The 18,119-nt window shown below is 53.6% G+C and carries 11 protein-coding genes; 7 read left to right on the top strand and 4 right to left on the bottom strand.

Annotation, left to right across the window (positions count from 1 at the left end):
• Positions 1 to 323: 323 nt before the first annotated feature.
• A complete protein-coding gene (locus tag EL262_RS07090; RefSeq protein WP_025838244.1) occupies positions 324 to 878 on the top strand; it encodes a hypothetical protein in 555 nt (184 codons plus the stop codon).
• 156 nt (positions 879 to 1,034) lie between these two features.
• Here EL262_RS07090 and EL262_RS07085 read toward each other — a convergent pair whose 3' ends face one another.
• Positions 1,035 to 1,793 carry a DUF5715 family protein gene (locus tag EL262_RS07085; protein WP_234983440.1) on the bottom strand — a complete coding sequence of 253 codons (759 nt, stop codon included), beginning with the start codon at positions 1,791 to 1,793 and terminating at the stop codon, positions 1,035 to 1,037.
• 71 nt (positions 1,794 to 1,864) lie between these two features.
• On the opposite strand from EL262_RS07085, the gene dapA reads away from it, so the two are divergent.
• Genes dapA through EL262_RS07070 form a run of 3 tightly spaced genes read left to right on the top strand, consistent with a single transcriptional unit; the run spans position 1,865 to position 6,045 of the window.
• The gene (gene dapA / locus EL262_RS07080) at positions 1,865 to 2,755 is read left to right on the top strand and encodes a 4-hydroxy-tetrahydrodipicolinate synthase (RefSeq protein ID WP_025838248.1); all 891 of its coding nucleotides are present in this window, start codon (positions 1,865 to 1,867) and stop codon (positions 2,753 to 2,755) included.
• Positions 2,756 to 2,790: 35 nt separating this feature from the next.
• Entirely contained in the window at positions 2,791 to 4,053 is a 1,263-nt protein-coding gene (locus tag EL262_RS07075; protein WP_126464393.1) for a nucleoside permease, read from the top strand.
• 21 nt (positions 4,054 to 4,074) lie between these two features.
• Complete coding sequence (locus EL262_RS07070; RefSeq protein ID WP_078735902.1) at positions 4,075 to 6,045, top strand: DUF4954 family protein; 1,971 nt, start codon at positions 4,075 to 4,077, stop codon at positions 6,043 to 6,045.
• Between the two features lie 307 nt (positions 6,046 to 6,352).
• Here the strand turns inward: EL262_RS07070 and sov are convergent, their stop codons facing one another.
• The 3 genes from sov to EL262_RS07055 form a co-directional block, all read right to left on the bottom strand.
• Positions 6,353 to 13,000 (bottom strand): T9SS outer membrane translocon Sov/SprA, encoded by a 6,648-nt coding sequence (gene sov / locus EL262_RS07065; RefSeq protein WP_078735903.1) that lies wholly within the window; start codon positions 12,998 to 13,000, stop codon positions 6,353 to 6,355.
• A gap of 39 nt (positions 13,001 to 13,039) precedes the next feature.
• Positions 13,040 to 13,651: a Holliday junction branch migration protein RuvA gene (gene ruvA / locus EL262_RS07060; RefSeq protein WP_025838257.1), complete on the bottom strand. Its 612-nt coding sequence runs from the start codon at positions 13,649 to 13,651 to the stop codon at positions 13,040 to 13,042.
• Between the two features lie 70 nt (positions 13,652 to 13,721).
• Positions 13,722 to 15,305 (bottom strand): RNA-binding domain-containing protein, encoded by a 1,584-nt coding sequence (locus tag EL262_RS07055; RefSeq protein ID WP_025838259.1) that lies wholly within the window; start codon positions 15,303 to 15,305, stop codon positions 13,722 to 13,724.
• A gap of 262 nt (positions 15,306 to 15,567) precedes the next feature.
• Here EL262_RS07055 and EL262_RS07050 point away from each other — a divergent pair, with 262 nt between their 5' ends.
• From EL262_RS07050 to EL262_RS07040, 3 genes are read left to right on the top strand one after another with little or no spacing between them, the layout of a single operon-like run.
• Positions 15,568 to 16,023, top strand: a complete 456-nt coding sequence (locus EL262_RS07050) for a single-stranded DNA-binding protein (protein ID WP_025838261.1) — start codon at positions 15,568 to 15,570, stop codon at positions 16,021 to 16,023.
• Positions 16,024 to 16,078: 55 nt separating this feature from the next.
• Positions 16,079 to 17,422 (top strand): gliding motility-associated protein GldE, encoded by a 1,344-nt coding sequence (gene gldE, locus EL262_RS07045; protein ID WP_078735904.1) that lies wholly within the window; start codon positions 16,079 to 16,081, stop codon positions 17,420 to 17,422.
• Entirely contained in the window at positions 17,419 to 18,072 is a 654-nt protein-coding gene (locus EL262_RS07040) for a 4'-phosphopantetheinyl transferase family protein (RefSeq protein ID WP_078735905.1), read from the top strand. Before gldE ends, EL262_RS07040 begins: the two co-directional genes overlap by 4 nt.
• The last annotated feature ends 47 nt before the right edge of the window (positions 18,073 to 18,119 follow it).

Below are 18,119 nucleotides of genomic sequence, written 5' to 3'. Positions count from 1 at the left end.
TGGATGTATTTATCAAGGTGATTACTAAATTTTATTACTCACAATTATTGATTTGCAACCCTAACTTAGTTATTTTCTTCCGAACAAACAAATTTCTATGGAAATAAATACTTAAACTTTTTTCGCACATTTTTTATCCATCCTCTCAGTACCCAATTATCGTGATGATGACGGACGAAAGAGGAGGGATTATGCCTAATTTTTGTCATTGTGTGCATGGATAATCCTCCGTATTTTTGTCTGAGGAAAAGGGTGTCAAAGACTCGCATCCCCTTTCCGGCTTGAAATCTTCACGACTTATTTTAAGGACAAGAACAAAGACTATGGACACTACTTCTACGGCAACTGCCACCCTCACAGCCACCGATGCTTCCGAACTCCTCATATCGGCTTACACCGACGGTCATACCCTCGATGTGGATACCGTCCTCCGCAACGCTGAAGCCTCCACAGGTACGGAGATTTCCGTCCACGGACTCTGTACCCATGCGTGTCGTCATGCAGGGCGCAAGGTGTTTCTCAAAGGTTCGGAGCGTCGTCAGGTCATACGTATAGACGGAAGTGAGGTGGGAGGCTTCGACCACGAAAAGTGTACGGGAAAGAAGCTCTGCGTGCGTGGGATGCTCAAGGAACAACGCATCGACGAGACCTTCTTGCAGAAGTGGGAGGAGCGTCTCAGAGAACGCCGGGGACAAGGGCACAACGATCCCCTCGGCGGATGCAGTGCAGACAGACAGTCTCGTGGCGAGACGGCAATCACGGTGGAGGATCGCATAGCGGCATTCCGACAGAAGATCGCCCAACGCACGGCTGAGAGTGGCAAGGCTTACTTGTCCTTCTACCACATCGTGGCACAGGACTATATCATCCTGCCATAAGAGAGTACCGAAAAAGGTGGTCTGACGGATGAAACAGGTCGTCTGAGGTGATCATTGCCTCAGACGACTTTTTTGTGTCTCATGGGCAAAACAAAAGGGACACCCGATGTGATGATGTCGGGTGTCCCTTTCGTTATCTCGTTTCAGTCTATTTCTTCATGGTCGTGTGGTGATGTGGAAGCAGGCTTGTTTGATCTCGTGCTTGATGTAACAACGTCCGTCGGCTCTGAGATCGGATAGGACGATGGCGAGGACGTGTTTGAGTTCGTCGGGCGAGAGCACACGTGGTTCGTCGGGGTCGACCTTCTTGTATCTGCGCCAGCTGATGTCGAAGGTGGTGGCATAGAGATGTGTGCTGTGGTCGGTGGCGTTGACATTGCCGCGTTGGAGCCGCTTGACATCTTGCCGTGTGCGGGTGATGCTGGTGACGATCGGACGATAGAGGGGCAGACCTTTGTCTTTGAGCCGGGCGACGAATCGACGACCTATCTCGTTGAGGAGGTCGTGTGCCTTGGGGACGAGGTAGGGTACGGAGTGGGTGAGGGGGTCGATCTGTATCCTGTCGTTGCTGGTGACTTCGCGGAGCTTACCGAGGACCGGGTCGAGGGCTTCTCGTGATTCGAGAGGGCGGATGCCGATGCGTTCGGCGGCTTGGAGCTGGAGATCGTTGAGGTCGTTGAAGTCCCTGCGGAAGCTACCCTTGTATCTGATACCGCTCGTGACCATCGTATGCTCCATGTCTTCGCGCTCCCCCCGAGAGGGAAGGGTGATGAAGTCCTCGAGCCAGAGCACTCCGATAAGGGTGATGATTATCAGTGGGATAATATATCTGACGAGGAGGGGTAGGTAATTGATCCGCTCTTCGTCGTGCAGGTATTCGATGTCGCTTGTTTCGGTGTTGTGTCCTATCTCCATTTGTGCCAACTTTTGATACAAATATAGGGCAAAAAAATTATCTTTGTGCCTATACAAACATAAGGATCACAATGGATGCAAAGTCAATAAAAGGGATGGGAACGGCACTCATCACCCCCTTCAAGGAGGACGACAGTGTCGACTACGCAAAGCTCAGAGAACTTGTCGAACTACAGATAACTGCCGGTGCTGACTTCATCGTCGCCATAGGGACGACGGCGGAGTCGCCTGCACTCACCACCGAGGAGCAGGATGAGATCATCCGCACCATCAAGGAGATCAACAAAGGGCGTATCCCTCTCGTCGTAGGTGTCTGTGGCAACGGTACAAACAAGGTCATCCACCGTATCCTCACCATGGACAAGGAGGGCGTGGATGCCCTCTTGTGCGTGTGTCCGTACTACAACAAACCTACTCAAGAGGGACTCTATCGACACTTCAAAGCCCTTTCGGAGGCAAGCCCTCTACCTATCATCCTCTACAACATCCCTGCTCGTGCAGGGGTCAATATGTTGCCCGAGACGACACTCCGCATCGCTCGTGAGTGCCCCAACATCATCGGGATCAAGGAGGCTTCGGGCATCGTCGGTCAGATCGACATGATCATCAAGCAGAGAGAGCCGGACTTCATCGTACTCAGCGGTGACGACACGATCACCTATCCACTCATCGCCATGGGTGCCGATGGGGTGATCTCGGTCATCGGGAATGCCTTCCCGCAGGCGTTCAGCACGATGGTGCGCTTGGCTCGTCGGGGCGATATCACTTCGGCTTTGCCGATACACCACTCGTTCAAGGAGCTTTACCCCCTTCTCTTCGTGGATGGCAATCCTTCGGGCATCAAGATGGCCATGAAGCACTTGGGTATGCTCAACGGTCATCTCCGTCTGCCCCTCGTCCCCATGACGGATGAGAACAGCGCAAAGATGGCTGCCGTCCTGAGTGACATCACCGGCAAATAATCAAATCAATCATTATCAAGTTATACCTCAAAACAATGCAAAACAACAACATCAAACTCAGGCTGACTGTAATGAACTTCCTCCAGTTCGCCACCTGGGGAGCCTGGCTCATCTCTCTCGGAGGATACATGGCTGTAAAGCTTGGTGCCGATGGCGAACAGATCGGTGCGGTCTATGCCCTCATGGGTATCGCTTCGCTCTTCATGCCCGGTATCATCGGTATCATCGCTGACCGTTGGGTCAACGCCGAACGCCTCCTCGGTATCCTTCACCTCATCGCCGGCGGTATCCTTATCGCTGTGGCAAACACCACGGACTACGGATCATTCTATGCCCTCATGCTCTTCTTGTGTATGTGTTATATGCCGACCTTGGCACTGACCTACACGATAGCATACTCGGCTCTCAACAAGGCAAGACTCGACATCGTCAAGACTTTCCCTCCCATCCGTGTATGGGGGACAGTAGGTTTCATCCTCGCCATGTGGATCGTCGACCTCTCGGGATCGGGACGTAGCGAGATGCAGTTCTACATCTCTGCCGGCTTCGCTATCCTCTTGGGTATTTATAGCTTTACACTCCCTGCTTGTCCGCCCAATAGGGACGCAGGTGCGGAGAAGAAGAGCCTCCTCTCTACACTCGGGCTCGATGCTTTTGTCCTCTTCAAGAGCCAAAAGATGGCGGTATTCTTCATCTTCTCCGTCCTCTTGCGAGCGTGTCTTCAGATCACCAATGCCTTCGGCAATCCTTTCCTTGACAGCTTCAAGGCCGATTATGCCGATAGTCTTGCCGTAAGGTACCCCAACGTCCTTCTCTCCCTCTCTCAGATCTCCGAGACCCTCTTCATCCTCGCCATCCCATTCTTCTTGAGCCGATTCGGCATCAAGAGGGTGATGCTCATCAGTATGTTGGCATGGGTACTTCGTTTCGGGTTCTTCGGTATCGGCAATCCCGGTGACGGATTTGTTTTCCTCGTCCTCTCGATGATCGTGTACGGCATGGCATTCGATTTCTTCAATATCTCGGGATCGATCTTCGTGGACCGTGAAGTAGACACCAAGATACGCGCTTCGGCACAAGGACTCTTCATCATCATGACCAATGGTATCGGTGCCATCATCGGCAGTCTCGCCAGCGGATGGATCGTCAAGCACTTCACCCACGACGGAGTCACTGCATGGCAGACCGTGTGGTTCATCTTGGCAGGTTATGCCTTTGTGATCATGGTCCTCTTTGCCATCCTCTTCCGTTACAAGGAACAGCCCGGAGCTATCTCTGCGCAGGATGTCAAGCACTGATCTTCATCCCAAGACAAGCTTATGAGACATCTTACAGACATCGAGATAACCGCTCTCAAGAAGAACGGCTGTTACTCCAAGGACTGGTCGCTCGTCGAGGTGCATGATGCGTTCGATCCCGACACTTGCTTCTATTCCACTTTCATCGGCAAGTGTTACATCGGCGACTTGTCGGGCTATCGTGACAACGAGCTCGGCATACCCCTCCCCAACGGCATCCGTCATGCCCTCATCCACGAGTGTCACATCGGCAACCACGTCCGCATCGACCATGTCAACGACTGTATCTCACGTTACGACATCGGTGATCACACCACGATCAGCAACATCTGCACCTTGGCGATGAAGGGGGATTCGACCTTTGGCAACGGTACTGCCGTCTCCGTCCTCGATGAGATGGGGGGCATAGAGATCAAGATATGTGACCTCCTCACCGCCCATACCGCCTATCTCATGGCATTCATGGGGCACGACAAGGCTCTCAAGCAGAGTCTCGGACGACTCTTTGACACTTATACCGAAAGTCTCCGCAGTGACCGAGGACATATCGGCCAGCACGTGACGATCAAGAACGCCGGCTCGATCATCAACGCCCGCATCGGAGCACACACCGTCATCGACGGTGCCACGCTCCTCGAAGACTGCAGCCTCAACAGTACGCCCTCTCGTCCCGTCTATATCGGACCTAATGTGATGGCGGAGCACTTCATCGCAGCCTCGGGGGCGAAGATCTCCGGAGGCTCGGTCGTGCACTACTGTTTCGTGGGGCAGTCCACCAAGATCGACCGCCTCTTCTCTGCCGAACACTCCTTGTTCTTTGCCAACTGTCAGTGCGAAAACGGTGAGTCCTGCGCAGTCTTTGCCGGTCCCTACACCGTCACCATGCACAAGAGCAGTCTCCTCATCGCAGGACACTACTCCTTCCTCAACGCAGGCAGTGGTTCGAACCAGTCCAATCACCTCTACAAGCTCGGCCCCATGCACTTCGGTGTCGTCGAGCGAGGGAGCAAGACCACCAGCGACTCCTACGTCCTCTGGCCCTCACGTATCGCCCCCTTCAGCCTCATCATGGGTCGACACGTTCACCACATCGATACCTCCGACTTTCCCTTCTCGTATGTCATCGAGAACGACGACGAATCCTACCTCGTCCCCGGTGCCAACCTGCGCTCCATCGGTACCATACGTGATGCGAAGAAGTGGCCACAGCGTGACCGCCGTCATCCCGAGGACCGCACGGACTGCATCAACTTCAACCTCCTCAGCCCCTTTACCATCGGCAAGATGGAGCGAGGCTACAACCGCCTCAAGGAGCTCCGCGCCTTCATCGGTCACCACGGCAAGACGTACATTTACAACAACATAAACATACGTTCGTCCTCCTTGGAGCACGGCCTCAAGACCTACGACCTCGGGATCAAGAAGTTCATCGGCAATTCCGTCATTCAGCAGATGAAGGACTGGGACCTCACTTCCGAAGAGAGCCTTCGTGCCTGCCTTCTGCCCAAGCACACCCGGAGTGCCGGCGAATGGCTCGACATCTCGGGGCTCATCGCTCCCAAGACTGCGATAGACAAGATCGTCGAAGGTATCAAGGACGGCACACTCTCCGACCTCTCGGGGATCAATGCCGCCTTCCAATCTCTCCATGGCTCGTACTACGACTTGGAGTGGGAATGGTCGTACCACCTCATGTGCCGTTGGTACGGCATCCGTCGTCACGAAGACATCGACTCCGCCCTCATCACACGCATCGTCAAGGAGTGGATGGACGCCGTCATCACCATCGACAAGTACCTCCACAGCGATGCCTACAAGGAGCATGAGATCGTCGGGCGTATCAGCTTTGCTAACCAACGCTACGCCGACATCGACGAAAAGATGGCAGCGATCGAAAACAACCCCATCGTGCTCGAAGTCACCGAACACATAGAGAAGAAGCGAACCCTCGGCGAACAGACCCTCGAACGTCTCGTGAAGATCACGCACTGACGCCCGAGTCCTCGTCTCTACCTCACAAATAGGGGCTGTGCCAAAGGTAAACACCACGGCACAGCCCCTGTTTCTGTGTTTTGAACTTCTCCAACTCCCTGCCTATCGGGAGCCCCCCATTCTCTACCCAATATCCGCCCCCAAAAAAGTCGTTAGACTCGATTTCAAAGGTCGTTAGACTTTCGTCATCGAGTCTAACGATTCGTTTTGTCACCTTCTACACCGATCGAAGCACCCTTATAAACACATCCCGAACTCCTCTCCCTCTCCTTTGTGTTTCTATCTCTGTAGGAGATTTTTATTCTTCTTATGGGCGGAGGCTGAGGCGGAGCATGAGGCCGTAGGACTTGGAGATGAAAGGGTAGGTGTGGAGGGAGACGAGAGGGGTACGGCGGTCGATATCGTAGAAGCCCCTCAGGGAGAGACCTGTGGTGATGGTGTAGTCGAGGGCGAGGCGGGTGGTGAGGGATCGGACGCCTTGGGTGGCTTGGGCGGTGTATCGGCCGAGGTCACGGGAGACGATGTAGTTCTGCCCGAGGGTCATGGAGCATTGGGCGGTGAGGGCGGAGTCTTCGACTTTCTTCTTCGTGAAGAGGCGAAGGACGGACGGCACCTTGGTGCGGTAACGGAGGCCGGCGAGGACTTCGTCACGGTACTGTTCGAGGAGGCGTGCGGACTGAAGGAGGAGGGTGAGTTCGCGCACTTTGTTGTAACGTACATCGAACGAAGGGCCGTGCTTGATGCCGACTTCGATGCCGATGAAGGGGGAGAGTTCGTCACGTTGGGTCATCGTCAATGGTTCGTAAAGAGCACCTGGGCGGAGGTTACCACCGGCTTCTTCGACAAAACCTATCCGTTCGTCCGAAGAGAACCCTTGCCAATGGTCACGGAGTCGATAGCTGTTGACCTCCATTCGTCCGCGGTAGCGGTGTTGTAGTTCGAGCTTGGGGAAGAGTTTTTTCAGTCGGGGAAAGAGCTCTGTCAGATCAAGATGGATGCCCCAGTTGGGGAGTATGGCGGTGAGCCCGGGAAGGAGCTTGTCCCCTTGGTTCATCCTTTTCGCATAAGTCATCATAAAGGCTTGTCCCAAGACATCGGGGTGGGTGGGGGTTATCTTTTCGGCCAGGGATGAGGCGTGGGGATTGTCCATGCCGATGTAGTCGGACTTGAGTGCCGAGCGTCGGGCAAGGATGGAGTGTCGGTAATCCTCGAAGAGGGCGGATCGGTAGCCTTCTTCGCGCAGAGGGCGATCAAAGAAGTGTCCGAGACCGATCGTGGAGAACGAGAGCGAGCCCATACGGCGGGGGCGAGTGTGGGCTTCGGCAGGGAGGAGTTCGGCACGGGAGTGGTGGATGTGGGAGAGATAGAGGTCGAGGCGTAGACCCTTGAGAGGGGCGAAGGAGAGCTCGGCCTCAAAGTCGGCGTTGTGGTACCACGAGAGGGGGCGTTGGCGACTGCGGTCGGTGATGACCCAAGCCTTGTCTATCGTCCGGCGGAGGTGCTTTTCTTCGTCTCCGAGGCCAAGCATATATCCGAGTCCGGGGGCGGTGAGGTCACCCCCTTTCGACAGTCCGAAGAATGCCCCTGCCTCGGGCAGGAATCCGGGAATGTGACTGCCCCAACTGTCTCGCTGACGGAGAGACAGGTGTCGTAGCCATCGTTCGAGTCGGTAAGAGAGGAGGATGTCTCTCATCGTCGTGCGACGGACATTGTGTCCTGTGGAGAGTTGTCGGTGTGAGAGGGCTTCGCGATCCCAGCGGTAGTTGCCCGTCAAGGTCAGGGAGCCTGAGAGTCCTTCGAGAAGACGATGCTCGAACTTCGGAAGCCGGAGACTGAGGTGCCCACGACTGTCATAACTTGCCGTCCGTCCGAGGTGGAGGAGGGAGTGTGCGATGGTGTCGGACAAGGCTCTGAAGGCGACATCACCGTGTCGTGAGAGTTCGCGCTCGAAAGGTTCGTCGATCAGGGCATTCGTCATACTGTCCCACGAGAGACGGAGGATGTCCGCCACTTGCCATCCGATACGGAGGCTACGCTCCCAGTCGAAGCGGTGGTAGAGGTGGTGTGAGACCTTGTCGTCGTTGTCGAAGATGGTCTTGTCCCACTGTTTGCGGTGGTCGTAGGTGCGTCGCCATCTCGACACGACCTGCCATTCCTGCGGATAGGGATAGAGGGTGAGGTCTTTGTCGATCTCAATCCCCTTGGGCTGTGCCGTGAAAGCATAGATGAGGTGGGAGGTGGCGTGACGGCGGTAGTGCCCGGCGAGTTCGGGCGAGGAGAGACGGCTCTCCTCTTGTCGGTAAGCGAGACGGAGGTTGGCCGGGTGCCAAAACTTCGGTATGGAGTCTTTGATGTCAAAATGGACATCCTCGATCGACAAGAGACCGGTCTGCTCGATGTGGGAGACCTTGAGGTCGTAGGCTTGGCGTTCGTCATCGGAGAGGGCGGTGAGCCTTTCGGAGTAGAGGATGTCGTCGGCGATGGGGTCAAACTTTGGTGATGAGCGACGGAACGAACGTTGGTACTTGATGGGGATGTCCGCCTTCCATGATGGGGGGAAAAACTTGCCCAACCTCAGTTCGCCTCTGAGATCAAAGTGGCGACTGTCGTCCATACGGAGGTGGCGTATATTGTTGTCGATGAGTCCGAAGCCTGCACTACGGGTCGTGCCGGAGACTTCGATCCGTGCAAGGTCGGAGAGGCGGAGGTCGGCTTGGGCGGTGAGGGCATGTCCTCCGCCATGACCGGTACCCGAGACACGGAGTTCGTCAAACCACACTTCGCCCCTGAGCGTATGATCGACGGTCGACCGTACACCTATCATCACTGCCGTGACATCACCGAGGGAGGGATGCCCTTTCACGGAGATTGTCGTCCTTGAAGGTGACGAAAGTACTTCTTCAAAAGGGCGAGAGGGGTCGTGACCGAGGGCGGCATCTCTTTTGTTTTTGAGACGGGCGAGCTCTTGGAGAGGGATTTCGACATTGTTGTCGACAGGCCAGATGTCGTACTCGTTGAGTGGGAGAGTGCCATCCGGAGCAAAGGCCGTCACCTTGAGCGGAAGTCTATACTCGTAGTAGTTCTCAGTGTAGTCCCTCCCGAGTCTCACGAAGACTTCGAGCGCACCATCGGTGAGGAGCTTGGGATCGTCCACAGGCGACTCTGCGTGGACATACATCTTGAGTTTGTCGTAGTGACGAAGGTCGTGGCGGAAGGACTTGTAGATCCCCACGGGTTGTCGGCCTTCGAGGCGGTCGAGACGGAGGCTCAGCGAACGCTCGTCTTGGAGTGCGGAGTCGAAGACCTCTTGCGCTCTTTCGCGGTCAAGCCCGGGAGGCAAGACATAGGGGACTGGTGTGCGACCGCTGTCTTCTTCGAGGCTGAGGACTCCCAAGGCTACATCGCCGGTGCGCCTATCATCCGTCGTCAGAGGCGCATCGAAGAGTGACCAGTCGCTACGGACGAGTCTCAGTGCCGCCCAACGCAGGTGCACCGTCTCCTCAAAGCCTTTGACAAAGAGCCTTATACCCCTCACGTCTCGCAGAGAGGGCTGACTGCCGATACGCTCGCTGTACTGAGAGAGGGGGATGCGCACCTTGTACCATGTGACCTCTTTGGTTCCGTCGGGTGTGTCTACCTCGGTCTTTTGTTGTGAGACGATGTGGTTGCGACCGACTTCGAAAGAGCCCTTGTCGATCTTCATCCGATAACGGAAGAAGGCTTCTGTCTTGTCCATCTGCATATCGCCGTCCAGGTCTTCGGTGTCGGGCATCCACGAGCGTGCCGACTGCTGGCCGTGTATGGTCCGTGTCGAGGAGTTGCCCTCCACACCGTTGACGAACTTATACCTCGTGAGGATGTCGGCCTCCACACGGTCCCAAAAGTCACCGAGGTAGAACTGATAGTCATCTCCTGCCGGGTCGTTGAGAGGGTGAAAAGGGGCTTCGGTGCCGTCGATCTTCCAACGCTTGGCATCTCTGTACCCTGCCATCTTATCGAGGAAGTCGGTATAAGCTCCGTGTGTCTTCTCCATCGACGAGGACAGACCATTGTAACCGATGTCTTGGGGATTGTCCTCGTCGCCCATACGGTCGAAAGCGTAGACCTGCACCTGTTCGGCAGGAGCTTGACCGAGAGGTATGTCGTAGGTCTTTCGTTCGGGGTGGAGGGTCGAGGGGAGTCCGTTTTCGTAGGCATGGGCATCGTCTGCCAAGATGTCTTCGGAGAGTCGCCCGAGATCGATGATGAGTTCGCCCCCCTTGGGCGGAGTCGTCGCTTCGGCAAAAGGATCCATGAACCAACCCTCGATGTATTCGACCCTTGCAGCCTCGAAGTCTCGCACCGGCAACGAGCGCATCACCCCCCCCCACATCCGCATCGGATCGGAGAAGTAGGCTTCCGTGTCGATGCTCGTGGTCGAGAGGTTGTAGGGGCCTCGCTCTTTGGGATAAAAGGAGAGATTGACGGTGTTGAGAAAGCTACTCGACAGTCGGGTGTGATCCGATGAAGGGAAGAGCTCGATGTAGGGGACTTCTCTGACAAACAGCCCTTGTCTCTGAGCTTTGTTTCGGCGAAGGTGGTCGGGCATGATGTTGCCGAGATCTTCACGCACCAGACGAGGGTCGATGCTGTACCAAGCCAAGAGTGCCCTGTGGTCGCCGTCAAGAGGAGTGTCTGTCCCTGAAGGAGGTGAGGACAGTCGCCACGCCCATGGATCGAGGAGATCGTAGGTCGTGGTACTTTGTTCGAAATCCTCCACGACAATATCCTGATCCTCTTTGTTTGCCATATCGAGCTTTGCAAAGGCTGTGCGAATGTTCAGAGACGAGGGTTCGTCAAGTTCGAGCATGGGGAGGGTGTTGAGCCACTCTGTCCAACGCGCCGATGTCATCCCATAATCCAGATGCAACCCCCACATCCTGTTGTGTATCGGCTCTTCGCCCCATCGTATCCGCCTACGTATCCCTCGCTCCCGATAGTCCAGTGCTGTCGCTCCCACGGAGAGGTAAGGCGACAGCGCATAAGTAGCCTCGATACCCATGAGGGTCTTGTCTCTGCGGGAGGATCGGTCACGCTCTTCGATGACGACCTCTATCTCCTCGGACTCGGAGATCGCTGCCGAGGGGAGTAAGGTCAGTTCGCCCGAAGCATAATTGATCGAGAAGTCCGCCCCCTCCTGGAGTTGTCGCCCCCGAGTGGTGAGCGTGACACTGCCCGGGACGATGTCGCTCCCTCCGAGGAAGATGGTCGTCCGTGCATCGGAAGAGTATTCGCCCTTGAAACTGAAGAGGTCTATGTCTGTCAGGCGTCGGGCAACGATCTGAGTCGTGTCGTACAACTGCTCATAAGTGGGATAGTACGAGGCACCGCCATTGGCTCGACGGATCACGGTCTCAAGCGGTCTTCGGGAAGGCAGGAAGAGCACCCCGAAAGCTGTATCCACCGTGACATCGGGAACGAAATCAAACCGCCCGTCTGCCGTCCCACTGCCCTGACCGTCGCTCTTGTCCCACCCGAAGAGCTCCGACCACGATCGACCGGCAAAGGACCCTTGAGTGATGTTGCGACGCTCGGTATTGGCTGAGAAGTCCTTGTAAAGTACATCCACCTTGAGATCTTCTCTCGTCAGCCCACGACCGCCGCCCGGCAGGGCATAAGCATTCTTCATCATCAGATCCCACACCGGTGATGTCGGCTCTTTGGCTCTCGTGGCTATCAGTGCCGCAGGGATGAGGTCCGACGGAGTGTCGTCCCCTGCAAAGTCTCCCACACGGTAACGCCTCCCTTGGTATGTGTATTCGTAGCTCACCGCCAGAGCCTCGTTATCCGAGAGAGGTGTGTTGAGCGAGAGGTAGCCCAGTTGCCTGTTGACTTTGTACGCTCCTTCAGGCAGACGACGTGCACCCTCCATCACCTCGATGTCCGAAGTGCCCGAAGCGGCTGCTTTCCATGCCGAAAGGGGTTGGCTCGAAAGGGTGGTGTAATGCTTGTCGTCTTGATTGTCGGATGGTCTCGGTGCGGTACTCAGTGAAGCCAGAGCCCCGACTTGTTCGATGACTTGAGCCGAACGCTCATTGGCACGGGCGGTGACCCAGACTTGTATCCGTTCGATGTAGAGGTCGGATGACACAAGCGGTAAGAGACTGAGAGCTTCGTCGTATCGACGTGCGAAAAACTCAGACAAGAAGAAGTGTCGTGCTCTATCATACTCAGAGCCTCGGATCTCGAAGGGGCGCACTTGTCGTCCGCCTCTCACCGTCATGCGACGACTTGCTCCCTCACGTTTGGAGACAAACGTCTTGATGTTCAATGCTCCAAGGTCCATCTCTCCCTTTATCCCAAAGAGAGGTGACAGCCCCTGTATCAGCGGATTGGCCGAGACGAACGAGATGTCTCCCACTTCCAGTCCCTTGATCGCATCGTGTCGCTCACCTTTGTAAGAGAGGTTGAGGCGGCGCGACTCTCCCCACAGACTGCTCTCGGTATTGTATCCGACATCCATCTTGAGGTGATCGCCATAGGTCGCGGTGGCACGCACATTGACCGACTGCTTGAAGTCGACATAACTCCTCTTTCGGAGGGACTCAGGCACGGCCGGATTGTCATCCGATATGACCTTGTTCCCCACCGAGAGCACGATGTCCCCGATGAGGTCAAATTTCAGCTTCGGTTTGAGTCTTGGTATCGTGTCCTTTGCCAAAAAGGATGGCAGAGGGATGCTGTCTCCCTTGTGTCCCAAGGCATAACGACGGCGTAGCTCGGCCTGTCTCCACTCGACATACTCTTTCGGCGTGAAGGCCTGTCTCAGGCGCATCGGGGCACCCTCCTCCGCTCGTACATAACGCAGATAAAGTCCTCCACGAGGATCATAAGCGATAGAGTCCTGGGGGTATCTTACCTGCCCCCACATCATCAATGGGCAGAGACAGGAGAGGATGAAGAGCCACCGTCGCATACCTCGCTATCGCTCTAAGGCTGGGTAGGGACCCGAGGATCAGAACATCCTCAAGCCCATACGTACCATATCGTTGATGGACACTCCGGGATAAGCCTTGGCAATCTTCACCGCCACCTTACGTGCTGCTGCGGCAGGATAACCGAGGGCGACAAAGGCCTTGACTCCCTCCTCGATGACCTCCTTGTCCGTGCCCGAAGTCTCGATAAGGGTCTCTTCGGGTGTCGCATGGAGCTGTTCGGCCATCTCCTTGGCTATCTTCTTCTTCAGATCCACGATGATACGTTGAGCCGTCTTCACCCCGATGCCTTTGATTGCTTTGAGGGACTCCTCGTCACCGTTGGCGATCTTTTTCGCCAGATCCGTCGGTGTGAACGTCGACAGCATCACTTGTGCTGTACTTGCCCCCACGCTGTTGACCGTGATGAGCATACGGAAGAGGCGGCGTTCGATCTCTTCGGCAAAGCCATAAAGGTCGTGTGTATCCTCACGGATGACCTCGTGTACAAAGAGTTTGACCTCTCCTTGCCCCTCATCGAGGTGGTTGTAGGTGTTGAGGGTGATGAAGACTTCGTACCCCACGCCATGGACATCGATGACGGCCGAAGTCGGAGTGCGCTGCACGCAGGTGCCTCTCAAATATTCGATCATATAGTGTTGTGTACTTATTGTGTATGCGTACCCCTAAGTTACGAAGAATTAGCACGAGACACTCAATTCTTTATTTATCGTCATTTGGAATCAGCATATTATCTTCTTCCCTATTTGAAGGTAGGGCTACTTCCCATTGTCCCACTTTTCTTCCTCCTATTCGGCTGATAAGTCCTTTGTCGGTAAGGGCTTTGAGATCCCGTGAGATTGTAGCAGTAGAGACTTCCAAACGATTTGCCAACTGTTCAGAAGAGATTTGGGGGAACTTTATCAACAAAAGTATGACCTTTCTTTGTCTTACAGACTTGAGATTATGTCCTAAAATATCATCTATTCTATCATCTATTCTATCATCTATTCTATCATCTATTCTATCATCTATTCTATCATCTATGAAAGTAGGATGACATGGAATTGTGATCAAGAAGTATGTCCTGGTCTCATCTGTCTCTATTTTTGCAGTTGGTGAACCATTACGGCGCAACTCATTTTGTATGGTAGGAATCCCTGTAGATCTACCTTCCGATAAGTTTAGCTCCTTTAGGTAATCTCCCAAACGCCTGTTGCGGTATCTGCGTACTCTGAGACGTTGAGCTTTTTGGATTTCTTCAAGGCTGATGGAGCGATCCGGTCCTGAAAAGCTTAGAATCCTGATTTCATGTGGCTCTATAGTGATTTCTACAGGTTCACGTACTTGATAATCTCGATGATAGAGAGCATTTACCACAGCTTCCTCTAAGGCTTGATAAGGATAGTTGAAAAACTTAATTGCCTCAGCCTTATCTTTGACCTTGATTATCTTTTCTTTTATGACATTGGTTCTCAGATAACTCAATGTCGCTTGTATCATTTGTGGTACAGTCCCTACAATACGAGGAACTTCTATCATATTGTTGGGATTGTTTATACTTCCGTTTGGAAAGAGGACAATATCTACTTGTGTATAGGGAAAGAAGTGATAATTCTCTTCACAAAACATCATTGCAGCGACATTTTTTATCATTCGTCTCTCTTTGGGACCGACAAAGAGATCCAGGTGTTCGAGGACTGACTCTAATGGAAGATGACCAAACTCTTCTAACAGTTTACTTCTCACCTTTTTCAAGTACTCTTGAATCAATATCGGAGAGAGGTCGTTGATCGAGATGTTTTCATTGCCTCGATCATCAAACGGCACTTTATTGGCCATTTCTCGCAATTCGTCTAAGGCTTCACCTTTAGCCTCGATGGTGTTCGTTCCATATCGGATATACCAATGATATTTGGCATTCTTTGATTTGACTTCGTCCGGCACCTTGTAAGGACGATCCAATCCTGAAGGTACCCAAATAGCGAGTATGCTTTTTCCGTCGACTTCTTCCACCGAAATTCGAGGTTGATAGTAAGGATCGATCTTATTATTGAAGCTTACCATCTCTTGTTGAATCTTATCTATATTATCTTCTGGAATGCCCAATACCGGACGTTTGGCTCTTCCATGCTCCTCCTCCACGCCAACAAGAATATAACCTCCTCCGATATTGTCGAAGTCGTTAGCAAAAGCACAAATGCTCCGATAGATTTTTGAGGGGTTCCAACCTCTCTTAAATTCTATTCGATTGCTTTCTATTCGTTGCTTGTTGAGCAGATCTTCTATGTTGATGGGTAGTGCCACGATGGTGTATTTATTTTGGGAAGAAACAAGGAATATGTCGTTGGATGTGAGAAAGTCGAGCTCCCATATTTAGGAGTGCTACAGCCCCCCTCTCTATGACAAATATAAGTCTTTTAACTTAACCCATAGCTCATAGCTGTGAGAAAATCTTTTCAAACTTTGACTCGAATGCAAGTCCTACACAACAGCGTATATTCCCACTCAAAACTCTTTATATCTGATACCTGTGACAAAAAATATGTATCTTTGACTTTGTATAATTATGTCGTACAACAAAGTCATACTCATAGGCAACGTAGGTAAAGATCCGGAGGTAAAGTACTTCGATCGGGAGAGTTGTGTCGCCACATTTTCTCTCGCCACCAACGAGCGTGGGTATGTCAAGCCCAACGGCGAAGAGGTGCCACCGACGACGGATTGGCATCAGATTACGACATTCAAGTACACGGCGATGTTTGTGGAGAAGTATGTACGAAAGGGAGCATACCTCTTTGTCGAAGGTCGCATACACTACCGTGACTTCACCGACAGGCAGGGGCGTTCGCAGCGCACGACGGAGATCATCGCCGACAAGGTCGAGCTCCTCGGTCGAGACCGACAGCACGACAGCACGACGATGGAGACCGGTGTCACCACGCTCTCTCCTGAGGATGCCGGAGATAAGTACAAGAAGTACACGGACATGATCAAAGGGAAAGACCCCGACCTGCCTTTCTGAGACCTCGGTTTTGTGCAGGGTCGACACACATAAAAACAGATAACGAAGAAAATACGTGGACATTGACGGTTATTTACAGCAACTATTTGCAGACATTACGGTAACTCCTCTGACTTGGGCTACAGGTCTGGCACTCATTGTGGTAGTCATCCTACTGATGCTTTCGGCATATATGTCGGGCTCCGAAGTCGCCTTCTTCTCTCTCTCTCCTGCCGATCTCGATGAGATACGCAACAGCAAGGACAAGAGAGACACCATCATCCAAGAACTCCTCGCCGACTCCGAACGCCTCCTCGGCACTATCCTCGTCGGCAACAACATGGTCAATGTCGCCATCGTCATGCTTTCGAACTACATCGTCAGCGACACCCTTGACTTTTCCTCAGCCCCCATTCTGGGCTTCATCGTGCAGGTCGTCTTGCTCACCTTCTTGCTCCTCCTTTTTGGCGAAATACTCCCAAAAATCTACTGTCAGAACAAGTCGTTGCAGTTCTCACGTTTTGCGGCCTCTTCCATGAGCAAGGTGCAAGTCCTCTTCACCCCCATCTCCAAGCCTCTCGTCTTCCTCGGCAGTCGTCTCACCAAGTCAATGCGCCGCAAGACCTATGATCTCTCTGCCGATGAGCTTTCCAAGGCGATACAGCTCACCACCGAGACGAGCGAAGAGCAGGGGTTGCTCAACGAGATTGTAAAGTTTTACAGCAAGACAGCATCCGAAGTCATGACCCCACGTGTCGACATCGTGGCACTCGAATATCATACCCCTTATAGCGAAGTCCTCCGTTTCGTCATCGACAAGGGGTACTCACGCATCCCTGTCTACGACGACCGTATCGACGACATGAAGGGGATCCTCTATATCAAAGACCTCTTGCCACACCTCTCGGAGGGTGATGAGTTCCACTGGCAGAGTCTCCTTCGTCCGGTCTTTTATGTGCCTGACTCCAAGAGGGTCGATCGTCTCCTCGAAGACTTCCGTGAGCAGAAGATTCACGTGGGTATAGTCGTCGATGAGTTTGGCGGCACTTCCGGTCTCGTGACGATGGAAGACCTCCTCGAAGAGATCGTCGGCGAGATCTCCGACGAGTACGACGATGATGACCGTCTCTATCGGCAGGAGCCTGACGGCTCTTATGTCCTCGATGCGAAGTTGTCCCTCGTAGACTTCATCCGCATCGTCAAGATCGAAGAGTCGCCGATGATCGAAGAGATGAAAGAAGAGGTCGACACCATCGGAGGACTACTTCTGGAGATCAAGGGAGAGTTTCCGATTGTGGGCGAAGAGATCGTGGTCGATGAGCACCGCTTCATCATCTTGGAGATGGGGCGCAGACGTATCTCCATGGTGAAGTTCATCAAGCGTCCCGAACCCGATCAAGAGGGTGGTACTCACTCATGATGACCTCGTGCCCCGGCGACATACATGACTTCGATCAAGTAGGTATTTACCTCGCAGACATACGTCCTCTCATGACAGAGGACTCGGACAGAGCGGATCAACTCCTCACCCAGCGGGCAGTGGTGCGGGCGTTGCTCCGATACGTTTTGGGTACGGAAGAAGATGCCCTCGCACACCATCCCGACGGTAGTCCTTACCTCCCTCTGTATCCTACACTCTCACTCTCCGTCTCCCATTGTCCCACGGCTGTCGCCATAGCCCTTGCTCCTCAAGAGATACGCATCGGTATCGACATAGAGTCCAAGCGAGATAAGGCGGCACTCCTCCTCTCTCGTTACGCTTCGGAAGAGGAGGTCCGGCGGATGAATGCGGACGGCACATCGGCCGTGGAGCTTTGGAGTGCCAAGGAGACCGTCTACAAGCTCGCCGAAGGTGCGATTGCAGGCTTTGGCGAAAAAATCGTGTATCAAGGCAGAGAGGGAGACCTCCTCCTCATCCTCTCAAAACCTCAAGACCTCCCCGACCATCTGCACCATGTGCGTACCCTCCCCCTTGCAGATCTCGGTCTCCTCACCTATGCCCTTTCGCCCGATAGTCCCGACGATATACCTCTCACCTGGGTCGATCTCTCCACCCTCGGCAGTCTCTGATGATCCTCAGTTTTACATCCTCTATTTTGACCCATATTCCACAAAGT

Source organism: Porphyromonas cangingivalis (assembly GCF_900638305.1).
Taxonomy (GTDB): Bacteria; Bacteroidota; Bacteroidia; order Bacteroidales; family Porphyromonadaceae; genus Porphyromonas_A; species Porphyromonas_A cangingivalis.
Note: the sequence above shows the minus strand (reverse complement) of the source record. Positions and strands in the feature narration are given on the sequence as shown.

Coding starts and splice junctions, on each gene's coding strand:
- EL262_RS07090 (WP_025838244.1), top strand. CDS start 324: ATGGACACTACTTCTACGGCAACTGCCACCCTCACAGCCACCGATGCT.
- EL262_RS07085 (WP_234983440.1), bottom strand. CDS start 1,793: ATGGAGATAGGACACAACACCGAAACAAGCGACATCGAATACCTGCAC.
- dapA (WP_025838248.1), top strand. CDS start 1,865: ATGGATGCAAAGTCAATAAAAGGGATGGGAACGGCACTCATCACCCCC.
- EL262_RS07075 (WP_126464393.1), top strand. CDS start 2,791: ATGCAAAACAACAACATCAAACTCAGGCTGACTGTAATGAACTTCCTC.
- EL262_RS07070 (WP_078735902.1), top strand. CDS start 4,075: ATGAGACATCTTACAGACATCGAGATAACCGCTCTCAAGAAGAACGGC.
- sov (WP_078735903.1), bottom strand. CDS start 13,000: ATGCGACGGTGGCTCTTCATCCTCTCCTGTCTCTGCCCATTGATGATG.
- ruvA (WP_025838257.1), bottom strand. CDS start 13,651: ATGATCGAATATTTGAGAGGCACCTGCGTGCAGCGCACTCCGACTTCG.
- EL262_RS07050 (WP_025838261.1), top strand. CDS start 15,568: ATGTCGTACAACAAAGTCATACTCATAGGCAACGTAGGTAAAGATCCG.
- EL262_RS07040 (WP_078735905.1), top strand. CDS start 17,419: ATGATGACCTCGTGCCCCGGCGACATACATGACTTCGATCAAGTAGGT.